7 protein-coding genes are annotated in these 13,356 nt (G+C 72.6%); 6 read left to right on the forward strand and 1 reads right to left on the reverse strand.

The features are described 5' to 3' along the window. Window positions 1–16 precede the first annotated feature (16 nt). The 6 genes from ABEA10_RS43485 to ABEA10_RS43510 all read left to right on the forward strand — a co-directional run bounded on the left by ABEA10_RS43485 (window position 17) and on the right by ABEA10_RS43510 (window position 12,745). Window positions 17–1,516, forward strand: a complete 1,500-nt coding sequence (locus ABEA10_RS43485; RefSeq protein ID WP_345474336.1) for a TIGR02677 family protein — start codon at window positions 17–19, stop codon at window positions 1,514–1,516. Then, the gene (locus ABEA10_RS43490; protein ID WP_345474338.1) at window positions 1,513–2,649 is read left to right on the forward strand and encodes a TIGR02678 family protein; all 1,137 of its coding nucleotides are present in this window, start codon (window positions 1,513–1,515) and stop codon (window positions 2,647–2,649) included. The genes ABEA10_RS43485 and ABEA10_RS43490 overlap by 4 nt, the downstream gene beginning before the upstream one ends. Continuing rightward, window positions 2,646–6,809 (forward strand): TIGR02680 family protein, encoded by a 4,164-nt coding sequence (locus ABEA10_RS43495; protein ID WP_345474340.1) that lies wholly within the window; start codon window positions 2,646–2,648, stop codon window positions 6,807–6,809. Before ABEA10_RS43490 ends, ABEA10_RS43495 begins: the two co-directional genes overlap by 4 nt. Before the next feature lie 17 nt (window positions 6,810–6,826). Continuing rightward, window positions 6,827–8,107, forward strand: a complete 1,281-nt coding sequence (locus tag ABEA10_RS43500; RefSeq protein WP_345474341.1) for a TIGR02679 family protein — start codon at window positions 6,827–6,829, stop codon at window positions 8,105–8,107. A 61-nt stretch (window positions 8,108–8,168) separates the two neighbouring features. After that, on the forward strand, window positions 8,169–9,860 hold the full coding sequence (locus ABEA10_RS43505; protein ID WP_345474343.1) for an SWIM zinc finger family protein: 1,692 nt from the start codon (window positions 8,169–8,171) through the stop codon (window positions 9,858–9,860). Window positions 9,861–9,988: 128 nt separating this feature from the next. Continuing rightward, window positions 9,989–12,745, forward strand: coding sequence for a glycosyl hydrolase family 65 domain-containing protein (locus ABEA10_RS43510; protein WP_345474345.1), 2,757 nt, complete (start codon window positions 9,989–9,991; stop codon window positions 12,743–12,745). Between the two features lie 312 nt (window positions 12,746–13,057). Here the strand turns inward: ABEA10_RS43510 and ABEA10_RS43515 are convergent, their stop codons facing one another. After that, window positions 13,058–13,294, reverse strand: coding sequence for a hypothetical protein (locus ABEA10_RS43515; RefSeq protein WP_345474346.1), 237 nt, complete (start codon window positions 13,292–13,294; stop codon window positions 13,058–13,060). Between the last annotated feature and the right edge of the window lie 62 nt (window positions 13,295–13,356).

The following is a 13,356-nucleotide window of genomic DNA, read 5'->3' on the forward strand; positions in this document are numbered from 1 at the left end:
CGTACGGTGGCTGACCGTGGAGGAAGATCTGGAGCGGCTGACCGCGTACTCCTATCTCACCGTGCCGGACCGCACGGCGTACATCGCGATCATGCGGGTGTTCACCTCGACCCTGCTGGCGGATCTGTCAGCGCATGACCTGGTCGAACGGCTCCACGATGAATACCCGGTCGAGACGGTCGCCGCGAAGCTGGACGCGCTGACGGCCTGGGGGAACCTCATTCCCAGCTCACGACCGGTCAAGGCGGGCAGCATCCGGGAGTACCACCGGGTCCGCTCCCGCTATCAGTTGTCCGCCCTCGGGGAGCGGATCCAGCGGCAGGCGGACGAGATCCTCCTCAACGCCGATGCCGCGCGGGAGGTGAGCCGGGAGCTGCTCGCCCTCGTGGCCCGGGGCCTGGCCGAGCTGAAGGAGGAGACCGAGCGGCCGGGTGGCATCGACCCGCGCGAGGCGCTGGACCGCGTCTCGACGCTGTTCGCACAGTTCGGCCAGTTCGCCGACTCGGTCCGCGACTTCTACGCCTACCTCGGCCAGGTCATCTTCCGGTATGACCTGGCCGGCGCGGAGTTCAGCGGGTTCAAGGAGCTGCTGCTCGACTACGCGGAGACCATCACCGACGATGTAGCGCTGTTCGCGCCGCAGATCGAGGCGAGCATCCAGGTGCTGTGGCCGCGGCTGCCGGCCCTCCTGACGAGCATCGACGCAGCGGACCAGGGCCTCGCCGCTCTCCAGGACGCCGACGTACGGATCCAGCGGAGCCGCGGCCGCGAGCTGGACGACTGGGCGGGGCTGCGCGCGTGGTTCTTCGACGACACAGGCCAGGGCAGCCAGGTCGACCAGCTGCGCGACGCGACGTTGCGGGCCCTGCAGGCGCTGCTGGCCAACGCCAAGCGCATGATCCGGTCGGCGGGCGGTGGGCTGTCCCGGCGGCGCGACCTGATCCGGCTCGCGCAGTGGTTCGACGGCGCCGACGACGCGACCGCCCATGACCTGTTCGTCGCGGCGTTCGGGCTGTACGGGGCGCGTCACCTCGGCGTCGCCCCGGACACCGACCAGGACGTGCCGGCGACGACGAGCTGGTGGGACGGACCTGCCGCCCGTGTGCCCGTGGCGTTGAAGGATCGCGGGTCGCGCGCGCCCCGGGGCCGTACCGCGGGCCCGGAGGACTACGAGGATCAGAGGGCGCGGTTGCGGGAGCAGGCGGAGGAGGAGACCCGCCGGCAGCGCGCGGCGGCGGCCGAGCTCCGCGCGGCGGGCGCGCGGCTCGGCGACGTACGACTGTCAGGTCCAGCGACGCGACTGTTCCTCGACCTGCTCGCCCGCTCCCTGGCGGGTGTTCCGCCGGCGTTCGACACCGTGGAGACCTCCGACGACGACCTGGACGTACGGCTCCGCCTCGTCCGCACGGCCGGCGCCGAGACCGTCGTCCACGGCGCGGACGGCGATCTCGTCCTCGACGGGCTGCGTGTCGACCTCGGCGCCGCCGCGCGCCCGGATCTGGAGGCGGCGGGATGACGGCAGGTGCAGGCGACTTCGCGGACGAGCTGGCGGCCGAGCGGCGCACCGCGGCCCGGCTGCTGCTGCGGAAGCCCTTGGTGACCCCGGAGACGCATCCGGAGGAGTTCCCGCTGATCCGGCGGCACGCGGACGAGCTGGCTCGCCAGTTCGGGCAGTTGCTGGGGTACCGGCTCGTCGTCGAGCCCGGTTTCGCGCGGCTGCTCAAGGCGGGCCTCGGACGGAACTCCGGCCGGTGGCTCGAGCGCGGTTCCGGTGCGCCCTTCACCCCTCGCACGTACGCCTATCTCGCGTTGGCGCTGTCGGTGCTGGTGACCGCGCCCGAGCAACTGCTGCTGTCGGAGATCGTCACCCGTACGCGGGCCGCCGCCGCCGAGGCGGGCATCGACCTGGGCGAACCGAACCGCATCGTCGAACGCCGCGCGCTGGTCGCGGCGCTCAAACAGTTGATGACCTGGCACGTGCTCTCGGAGGACGAGGGGTCGGTGGAGTCCTACTCCGGCGACGGCAGCGCCGAGGCGCTGCTGACCGTCGACCGGGAGATCGCGCGGCGCCTGGTGAGCGGCCCGATCGGCCGCGCGCCCTCGGCCGACGAGCTGATCGAGCTGGCCGCCACGCCAGAGCATGCCGGTCCCCGGCACGCCGTACGGCGGCGGCTGGTGGAGACCCCGGTCGTCTACGTCGACGAGCTGACCGACGAGGAACGCGACTGGTTGCGCCGCAACCAGCGCCGCGAGCAGCGCACGTTCGAGGAGTTCTGCGGCCTGGACGCCGAGATCCGGGCGGAGGGCGTCGCGCTGCTCGATCCGGCCGGGGAGCTGAGCGACATCGAGTTCCCCGGCACCGGGACCGTGCCCTGGGCCGCGCTGCTGGTCCTCGAGCGCCTCGTCGCCGAACTGACCCCGGACGGCGGCTCCGCCGACCTCCCCGATGGCAGGATCGAGTCCGTGCTCGCCGAGCTGGTCGAGCGGCACCGCAAGGCGTGGGCGGAGCGGTACACCGAGTCCTCCGAGCTGCTGTGCCAGGCCGTCACCGACCTCCTGCTGCGCATGCGTCTGATCGACCGGTCCGGCGACGGCCGCCTGCGGCTGCTCGCCGCCGCCGCCCGCTACTCCCCCGAGGTGACCACGTGACCCCGTTGCCGAGGAACCCGCACCGCTTCCGGCTGAGCCGCGCCGGGATCCACCAGGTGTGGCAGTACGACGAGGAGTTCCTGTTCGGCGGCGGGCGGCTGCTGCTGCGCGGCAAGAACGGCGCCGGCAAGTCCAAGGCGCTGGAGATGCTGCTGCCGTTCCTGCTGGACGGCGACACGCGCAGGATCGACGCCGCCGGCGGCGGCAAGACGACGCTGAAGTGGCTGATGCTCGACGGCTGGACGACGGGCACCAACCGGCTGGGCTACCTGTGGATCGAGTTCGCCCGGACGGCCGACGACGGCGCGGGCGAACGCCTCACGCTCGGTGCCGGGATCCGGGCGTCGAGGTCGACGGGCGAGGCGAAGCCGATGTTTTTCGTGACCTCGCTCACCGTCGGGGACGACCTACCGCTGCACGACCCCACCCGCCGTCCCACGCCCGCCGAACTCCGGGAGCTGATCGGCCCGGAGAACTGCTTCGACCGCGCCGCCGACTACCGCGCTCGCGTCGCCCGGGACCTGTTCGGTCTCACCGACCTGGCGCGGTACCGGAACCTGGTCCACCTGCTGTACGGGCTGCGCCGTCCGACGATCGGCGACCGGATCGAGTCCGGTGAGCTGGTGAAGGTGCTCAGCGACGCCCTGCCTCCCCTCGACGACGAGGTCATCGACAAGGTCGCCCGCAACCTCGACGACCTCGACACCGTACGCGACGAACTGGCGCGGCTGGAGCGGACCGACGCCGCGCTGACGACGTTCCTCACCGCGTACCGCGGCTACCTGCGCGGCGTCCTCCGCAGCCGCGTCGCACAGGTGAACGACGCCCTGTCCCGGCTCCGTGAACGACGCCGCGCGGCCGGGAACGCCGAACGCACCCTCACGCAGCTCAAGGAGCAGGAGGCCGAGGCGGAGGATCGGGTGGCGAGCCTGGAGCAGGCCCGCGACGCCGCGGACGCCGACCTTCGGGCGCTGCGGGAGAGCGCGGCGTACGGCGCGCTGAACGACCTGCGGGAGAAACGCAACACCGTACGCGCCGTGGACGACGCCGCGCGCAGCGCCTGGATCGCCGCCGACCTGGCCCGTACGGGCGAGGCGGCCGCCGCGGACCGGCTCCGCGCGGAGACCGATGCCGCCGCCGGCGACCTGACGGATCTGCGCGGTTCGCTGCGCGATGCCCGCATCGGCAGCCGCGCGTGCGGGATCGACGAGGCGCTGCTGGGCGAGCCGCCCGCCGCGACGACCACGACGCTCGCCGCGCACGCCACCGAGACGATCACCGACCCGGACGGCCACGACCACGAGACCGTACGCCCCGGCGCCGAGACGCTCGGCGAACGGACCACCGCCGACCTGGCCGCCTGGCGCGACGGGCTGGCCGAGGCCACGAAGGTGGTCAAGGAGCGGCAGCGCGCCGCCGACGCGCTCACCGGGCGGCTGAAGGAGGTCGCCGCCGCGGAGACCCGGGCGGCGGCCCTGCGGCAGGAGGCCGAGCGCTTGGAAGCTCAGCTCGGCGGCGCACAGGACCGCGAGCGACAGCGTGGCGCCCGCCTGGTCGAGGCGTCCGCCGGGTACGCCCGGCTCGTACGCGCGTGGGCGGACCGGCTCCCGGATCCGACGGCGGTCCAGTCGCTCGTGGCGCTGCCCGACGAGGACGACGAACTCCCGATCGCCGACCGCTGCCTCGACCGGGACGTCCCCGAGGCCATCGCTCAGGCAGCGCACGAGGTGGCCGACCCGGTGCTGGCGGCCTACGAGATCGAACGCGACGAGGCGGTCGCCCGCGAGCGTTCCATCGACGCCGACCTGTCCAAGTCGCGTGCCGAACGGAGTCGCTGGGAACGGCAGTCCGATCCCGAACCACCCCGCTCCCCGTACGCCACCGCCGACCGGCCGGCGCACGGCGGCGCGCCGCTGTTCCGGCTGCTGGACTTCGCGGACGGACTGGCCGACGCCGACCGTACCGGCCTGGAGGCCGCGCTGGAGGCGAGCGGACTCCTCAGCGCCTGGGTGTGCGCCGACGGCACCGTCCTGGCCGCCGACACGCGCGACGTCCTGCTCCGCCCCGCCACCCTCGTCGCCGGCCCGAGCCTGGCCGACGTGCTCCGCCCCGTACCCGCCGAGGGGGTCGGCGCGGCCGGTCTGGAGAGACTGCTGCGCTCGATCGGGCTCGGCGAGACGGAGGCGGCCTCGAACTGGGCGGCCGTGGACGGCCGATGGCGCCTCGGCGTGGCCCATGGCGCGTACGGCAAGGACCACCCCGAGTACGTCGGCGCGGGCGCCCGAGCGGCGGCCCGGCAGCGCCGCATCGCGGCCCTGACCGCCCGCATCCAGGAGCTGGCGGCCACGCTGGAGACCGCACGGGCCGCACGGTCGCGGATCGAGGAGCGGCGCGACGCGCTCCGCCGGGTGCTGCGCGACGTCCCCCGGCCACGGGCCGTTACCGACGCATGGACGGCGTACGACGAAGCGATCGCCGAAACGGGACGGCTCACCGCGGATCTGACGAACGCACGCCGCGCTGCCGAGGAGTCCCGCGCCGCCGCGGTGAAACTGCGCACCCGCGCCGAAGCGCAGGCCGGCGCCGACGGCCTGCCCGCCGACCGGGACGACCTCGCCCGGATCCGCGCCGGCCTCGGCGCCCTGCAGGCTCGGATCGGCACGCTCGGCCGTGATACCGACCGCGTGCTGAACCGACTGTCGGCGCACGGCGCGGTCCGCGCCGGCTGGGAGAAGGCGCGCGCCGAACGTACGAACGCCGAGGACGGGTACGCGACCGCACGGGCGACGCTCACCGCCGCGCGGCGCGAGCTGGCGCTGCTGGAGGAGTCGGTCGGTGCGAGCGAGCAGGAGATCCTCCGGCGGGAACGCGAGGTCCAGGACCGGCTGGACACGGCGACACGCGGCCTGCCGGCGCTCCGGTCCCGGCATGCCGAGCTCCTCAGGAAACGCATCGAGGCCGGCGTACGGCGCGAGAACGCCCTCACCGCCCTCGCCGAGCAGGAACGGACCGTCGTCGACGGCGGCGTCCGGCTGCGGCGTCCGCTCGGCCTGCCCGGCCTGCCGCTCGCCGCCGAACTGGGCGATCTCGAGGAGCCGCTGCGCGCGTACGACGCCGCGCAGGACGGCGACGTACGCGCGCGGATCAAGGCGCTGAACGCCCTCGCCGACGACGTCGGCACCCGGCTCGGCCCGGCCTCCGCCGACGTCAGCGACTCGCTGATCCTGCGTCGTGGTGAGGAGCTGCGCGACAACCTGGCCGGGGGGTACGACGCGGGGGTGGATGAGACGGACGGCGTCAAACGGTTCGCCCTGCACGACGACACCGGCGCACACGACGTCGCCGTCGTCGGCACGCGCATCGGCGCGGCCCTCGCCGAGGCCCGGCTGCGGCTGTCCACGCGGGAGCAGGACGTGTTCGAGCGGTACCTGCTGGGAGAGCTCGGCGATCACCTGTCCCGGCAGGTCCTGGCCGCGCACAACCTCGTCGCGGCGATGAACGAGACTCTGGAGGAGGTCCGCTCGTCGCACGGCATCGGCACCCGCCTCGTGTGGGAGCTGCCGGCCGGCGCCGACGCCGACATCCGCGCGGCCGTCGACCTGCTCCGCCGCCCGTCGGCGCTGCGCACCCGCGACCAGTCCGCTCGCCTCCGCGACGCCCTGCGCCGTCGCATCGAGGACGCCCGACGCGCCGATCCGTCCGCCGGATACGCCCTGCACCTGCGCACGGCGCTGGACTACCGGACCTGGTTCGCGTTCCGGGTGAAGGTGACCGACGCCGCCAACCCCGACCGGGAACGGGTGCTCAGCCATCGGACCGCGCTCAGCCAGGGCGAGCAGCGCGTCGTGTCGTACCTGGTGCTGTTCGCGACCGCCGCCGCGCACTTCTCCTCGCTGAGCGACGCCGCCCCGGCCGCCCCGCGCCTCATTCTGCTGGACGACGCGTTCGCCAAGGTCGACGAGCCGACGCACGGGCGACTGCTGGGTCTGCTGGTCGAACTGGACCTGGACTTCATCGTCACCAGCGAACGCCTGTGGGGCTGCTTCGCGACCGTGCCGAGCCTGCACATCTACGAGTGCCTGCGCGACCCCCACGTCCGAGGCGTGGCCACCGTCCACTTCACCTGGGACGGCCGGCACAAGCGACTGGTCAGCACGTGACCGCGACCGAGCCCGGGATGAGCGCGCGGACACGCGCGTGGCTCGACCAGCCCGCTCTCGCCCGCCTTTGGGACCGGCTGCGCGACCGCCTCGAACGCAACGGCCTCCAGGCGCGCGGCAGACTACGCCTCGACGGCGTCACGGCCGCCGAACGCGAGGCTCTCGCCCTGCTCACCGGCCGCCCGTACGCCGGAGACACGGTGTCGATCGCGCTCGCCGACCTCGACGCGCAACTCCGTACGGGCGCGGCCGGACGCGGCCTCGTCGAGGTCGTCACGGAACTCCGCGGCCCCCTCACCGACCGCCCCGCCGCCCGCGACGCCCGCCGGGCCACCGCCGAAGCGATCTGGTCCGCCGCGGACGACACGCTGCGGTCCCATGGCCTCGCCGACGCGGTCTGGGCCGGACCGTGGCTCGAAGAGCTACGGCGGGCCGGCACCCTGGCCCGGCTCGCCCCGGACCGCGCGAGACGACTGATCGGCCAGGCCATCGACGTCATGAGCGTCCTGACCGGTCCGGTGTCCCCGGGCGCGGGCATGGGCAGGGCGGGCGTGCCGGGGCGCGGCGAACTCGCCGAACGGGTGACCGGGACCGCGCACGGCCTGGACGACGGCACCCTGCTGTCCCGGATCGTCCTGCGCGCCCTTGCCCGTGCTTTTGAGGTGCCGCCGCCACAGGACGCCCGCTCCCGCCGTGAGTTGTGGGAGGCGGCCGGCGTGGCCGTCGACCGCGTCTCGACCACGGTGCTCACGTACGGGCTCGTGCCCCTCGGCGACGAACCCGCCGTACGCCTGCTCCGCGACCGCACGCGAGCCGGTTTCGAGACCCACCTGACGCTGCGCGACCTGGCCCGGATCACCTGGCGTCTCCCGCCGGACACCGAGGTCCACGTCTGCGAGAACCCACGCGTCGTCGAGGCCGCCGCCGACCGCGGATGCGCCCGGCCGCTGGTCTGCGCATCCGGCAATCCGACGACCACGGCGCTCACCCTGCTCGACGCCCTGCACGCCGCCGGAGCGCGCCTCGCCTACCGGGGCGACTTCGACTGGCCGGGAATCGCCATCGCCAACCGCATGATCGGCCGGTACTCCGCCCGCCCCTGGCGCATGCGGGCGACCGACTACGAGGAACACGTCGCCACGGCCCGCGACCGAGGCACGCCGCTGCCGCCCCTGACCGGCGCCCCCGTCGACGCGCTCTGGGATCCGGAACTGACCCCCGCCATGACCGCCCTGGGCGTCGCCGTCCAGGAGGAGTCGGCCCTCGAACTCCTCCTCACCGACCTGCTCTCGGCCTGAATGATGAGCTACCTTCACGGTTCCCGTTCGTTCGGCTGCCGGATTCGGTTGGATAGGGCGCATGACCGGCGTTCCGACGTTCTCCAAGGATGCTCTGCTCGACCTCGCGGGCGACCGGTCGTATGCGAGGGCCCAGAGTTACCTCGACGCGGTCACCGGCCTGGAGGCCACCGAGACCGGCGTCACCGCGACCGTCTACGGCAGCGACGAGTACGAGGTCACCCTGGCCTTCGACGCCGACGGTGAACTGTCCGGCGACTGCGACTGCCCGTACGGTGAGGACGGCAACTTCTGCAAGCATTGCGTCGCCGTCGGCCTCGCCGTCCTGGAACGCGGCCTCGACGTGAGACAGGCGCAGTCCCGTGCGGCCCTCAACGGCCGGCGGCTGGACACCTGGCTGGAGGCCCTTCCCCGGGAGCGGCTGCTCGCCCTGCTGCGCGAGCAGATCGCCGAGGACCGCAATCTCCGCCGCCGCCTCGAAATACGGGCCACCGCCGAGCAGGCGGACGCTGACCTCGACATCGCCACCCTGCGCGCGCAGATCAAGCCGCTGCTGGACACGGCGCCGTACGGCCGGTACGGCTACGTCGAGTACGCGGGAGCGGCCGGTTACGCGGAGCAGGTCGGCGGGGTGGCGGGCGTGCTGCGGTCCCTGACCGCCGCCGGAAAGGCGTCCTACACGGTGACGCTGGCCCGGGAGGCCATCGCGTACCTCGGCGAGGTGTATGACCAGATCGACGACTCCGACGGCACGTTGGGCGAGGCCGCCGATGCCCTGGAGACGGCGCACCGAGAGGCCTGCACCGCCGCCGAGATCGACCCGGTGGAGACCGCCGAGTGGCTGGCCGGCCACATGCTCGGCGACTGGTCACACCTGCCGGAGATCGACCTCGGCGACTACTGGGCCCTGTTGGGCGACACGGGCCGGACCAGGTTCACCGAACGAGTCGCCGAGGCCGCACAAGGGTCATCCGGCTGGGCCGCGAAGTACGTGAAACAGGAGATCGCCCGGGTCGGAGGTGACGTGGACGCGCTGGTCGCCGCACTCGCGGACGACCTCGACCCGATCGGCCGTACACACCTGCGGATCGCCGAAGAACTCGACCGCGTCGGACGGGACGCCGAGGCTCTGGAGTGGGCCGAGCGCGGACTGCGCGACACGATCCGGCAGCCGTACGTCGAAGACCGGCTCGCGGACTACGTCGTTGACCGGTACCAACGGGACGGCCGGCTCGCCGACGCGGTCGCCGTACGGCGGGACAGGTTCCGCGCGGCCCCGTCACTGGAGGACTACCGGAGGCTCCGCGACGCCGCCCGGACGGCCGGCTGCTGGGACACCGAACGCGCGGCGACCCTGGATCTGCTCGCCCACCGTACGGTTCCGGACGTCCCAGACGTCTACTACGCCGGTTCGGTGCTGGTCGACGTACTGATCGACGACGGGGACGTGGCCGCCGCTTGGCGGGCCGCCGAGGAGCGGGCGAACGAACGGCAGTGGCTCGCCCTCGCCGACCTCGTACGTGAGGAGCGTCCGGCCGACGCGCTGAAGGTCTACCTGCGGGTGATCGAGCCGCGCACCCGCCGCACCGGCGACGGCAACTACCAGGAGATCGCCCGGCTGCTCCTCCTGGCCCGCGACTGCCACCGGCGCTTGGGCACCGAGGCCGAGTTCACCGCGTACCTCGCCGCCTTGCGCACCACACAGAAGCGCAAGCGGAACCTGATGAGCATCTTGGACCAGCGGGGCCTCTGACACCGGCTCGAAAAGGTGGAATACCGCCCTTCATTCACTATTGACGGCGTATTCGGCCGGACCGTACGTTGACCCGGGCCCTTCACCTGGCCGTATCCACCGAATCAAGCGGGCAAGGATGTGCGTTGATGACGAGATCGCGCTCCCATCGTGACCGACCCCGCCGTCTCGTACGGAGCGCGGCGGCCGTCGTGTCGGCACTCGGCTGCGTAGTGCTGGGCACGGCGGCGGTGCCGGCCTCGGCCGCGCCGCCGACGGGCCGGCTCACCGGCGAAGGCTGGGTGCTGAGCACGACCGACACCTCGAAGAACTATTCCCCGACGTTCGTCGGCAACGGTTACCTGGCCGCGCGAGTGCCCGCGGCGGGCGAGGGGTACGGCAGCAGGCCCATCGTCACCCAGTCCGAGCTCGCCGGCTTCTACGCCCACCCGGCCGGCCAGAACGAGCAGCGAGCCAGCCTGCCGAGTTGGACCACGCTCGGCTTCGGCCGCAGCGGTGGCGTCTACGGGACGGGGAGCTGGTCCTGCGCGTTCGACCAGCTGTGCCCGGCGGCGTACGGGAAGATCTCCGGCGGAGCTTTCGTCGAGACCTCCCACTCCGGCTCGACCGTCGGCGGCTATCTGGCCGGTCTGAACACCAATGGCCGACCGACGGTCGGCGGCACCGACGTCATCGAGATCCGCGACGCGCCGGCCGGCAAGGCGACGCTGGCCGTACGGTACGGCAACGCGAGCGGGAGCCCGCAGACCATCCACCTCGGCGTGAATGGCACGCTCCAACAGCTGACGGTGCCCAGCCTGTCCAGTTGGGACGACTGGGGGGTGGTGACCGTGCCGGTGACGCTGAACGCGGGCGCGAACACGCTCGAGGTCACCGTCGCCCAGGGCGACGAGGCCCGGGTGAACGTCGACTACCTCGCGCTGTATCCGGACGGCGGGCAGCGACCGACGCGGATCGCCCCCGACACGGTCGGCACCACCAGCGACTACGAGCAGTCGCTGGACCTGCGTACCGGGGTGCTGAGCACGTCGTTCGACTGGACCTCGCCCGCGGGTGACAGGACCAGCTTCACGTACGAGGTCAACGCCAACCGCGCGGACGGTCATCTGGGGACGGTGAGCGTGAAGGCCGTGCCGCACTGGAGTGGAACGGCCACCGTGGTGGACGAGTTCGACGGCCGGGGACTGAACCACGCCTCGACCTCGGACCCGCGCGTGGACGGCAGGACCGCGACGCTGTCACAGACCGTCGTGAGCGACGGGAAGCTGGTCACCGCCGGGCTGAACTCGGTGTTGCGCGTCGATGACAAGACCGTGCCCACGGAGGCGATCGCCGCGCCCGGCGATGGCAGCGCGGGGCAGAGCGCGAGCTTCCCCGTTCACGCCGGTCAGGCGTACCGGATCACCAAGTACGTCGGCGTGGCCTCCAGCGTCGACACCGACCGGTCGCTCAAGGCCGCGAGCCCGCAGCGGGCCGCCGCGGACACCGCGTCCCGCGCCGCCAAGGGCGGCTACCGGCACGCGCTCGCCCGCAACGACGGCGCCTGGGCACGCCTGTGGCGGTCCGGCATCTCGGTCCCCGGCGACGCGACCACGACCGCACGGATCCACGCGTCGATGTTCTACCTGCTCGCGAGCATGCGCGCCGGTGTCACCTGGAGCGCCAGCCCGGGCGGGCTGTCCTCGGACGGCTACGCCGGCCACGTGTTCTGGGACATGGAGACCTGGATGTACCCGGCGCTGCTCGCGCAGTTCCCCGACATCGCGGTCGGCGCGAACACCTACCGGCAGAAGCTGCTGCCCGGGGCCGAGGCCGACGCCGCGAAACTGTCCACTCCCACCCAGCCGATCAAGGGCGCGAAGTTCCCGTGGGAGAGCGCGCTGAGCGGCACGGAGCAGACCCCGCCGTGCTGCACCACGGGCAAGAGCGAGATCCACATCAACTCGGATGTCGCTCTGGCGCAGTGGCAGTACTACGAGACGAGCGGCGACAAGGCATGGCTGCGGGACAAGGCCTGGCCGGTACTGAGGGACATCGCCGACTACTGGGCCACGCGCGCCGTGCCCGACCCGGCCGGCGGATACGACATCAACGACGTCATGGGCCCGGATGAGTACCACGACAACGTGAACAACAGCGCGACGACCAACGCCGGCGCACAGGCGTCCCTGCGCATCGCGACCCGCGCCGCCGGCATCCTCGGCCGTACCGCCGATCCGGCGTGGAGCAAGGTCGCGGACGGCCTGGAGATCCCGGTCGACGCCACGGCCAATATCCACCCCGAGTTCGAGGGCTACAACGGGCAGACCGTCAAGCAGGCCGACGTCACCCTGCTGCAGTACCCGTGGGGTGTGCCGATGTCGCCCGGCCTGGCGCAGAACGACCTCGACTACTACAAGCAGCGCACCGACCCGAACGGCCCGTCGATGACCGACGCGATCGCCGCCATCAACAGCGCCGCCCTCGGATCCCCCGGCTGCACGGTCTACACCTACCTGCGCAACAGCGCGGACCCGTTCCTGGCCGCACCGTTCAACCAGTGGTACGAGACCCGCAACGGCGGCGCGTTCACCTTCACCACCGGTGAGGGCGGCTACCTGCAGGAGTTCCTGTACGGCTTCACCGGCCTGCGCTGGGGAACCGATGAGATCACCATCAACCCCTTCCTGCCTCCGCAACTGCCGGGCGTCGACATCACGGGAGTGAAGTGGCACGGACGCACGTTCGACCTTTCCGTCGGACAGCAGGCGACGAAGCTGACCCTGCGGTCCGGCCCGCCACTCCCGGTCCGGCTCGCGGGCGGCGGCGTACGCAAGGTCACGCCCGGCAAGGCACTCCAGACACCCACCAGGCACCCGGCAGGCGACGCGACACAATGTCCTTGACCACGCCGGGCGCGGGCCCGATCACCCCGCCCTCGCCGTGACCCCATGGCACGGCCGGCACGTTTGTGGCGTGCCGACCGTGCCGATCGTCGCCCTCGGCCGCGCCCACCGGGGCGCTCCGGCCGAGGCCATGCGACTCGATCAGGCAGCGCTCCCGGATCTCCTTGCGCACCTTGGTCCTCGGTGAGCCCGCGATCCAGCTCACCGTTGATGAGCCGCTCGACCTCTCCGGGGCTGGAGGGCACCTCGCGGAGACGTTGGTACGTCGGGGCGCTGCCCCAGGACACGGTGGCCGGCCTCGTACGGGCGCGGTCACCTCCGTTCGTCGCCGGGCCCACCGGCCCCCTCCTCTCCGGGGCCGTGCCGTCTACCTCGGTGCCGACGGCGTGACTTCTCCCGGTCGTGGCCCCGCCGGGCCAGGACGATCCGGCTCACGACGAACGTGACCACGAGCACCAGGCCCACCGCAATCAGAACCTTGTGAATCCACCCGATGTGATGGAAGAAATCGCTGGTCACGACGCCCGACAGGAACAGTTTCGGCTCCACGCGACGGTGATACCCGTCCCACACGCCGCCACGGGCGCGCGCGGCGAACGGATGCGCGTCCT

Source organism: Actinoallomurus oryzae, from assembly GCF_039541955.1.
Lineage (GTDB): Bacteria > Actinomycetota > Actinomycetes > Streptosporangiales > Streptosporangiaceae > Actinoallomurus > Actinoallomurus oryzae.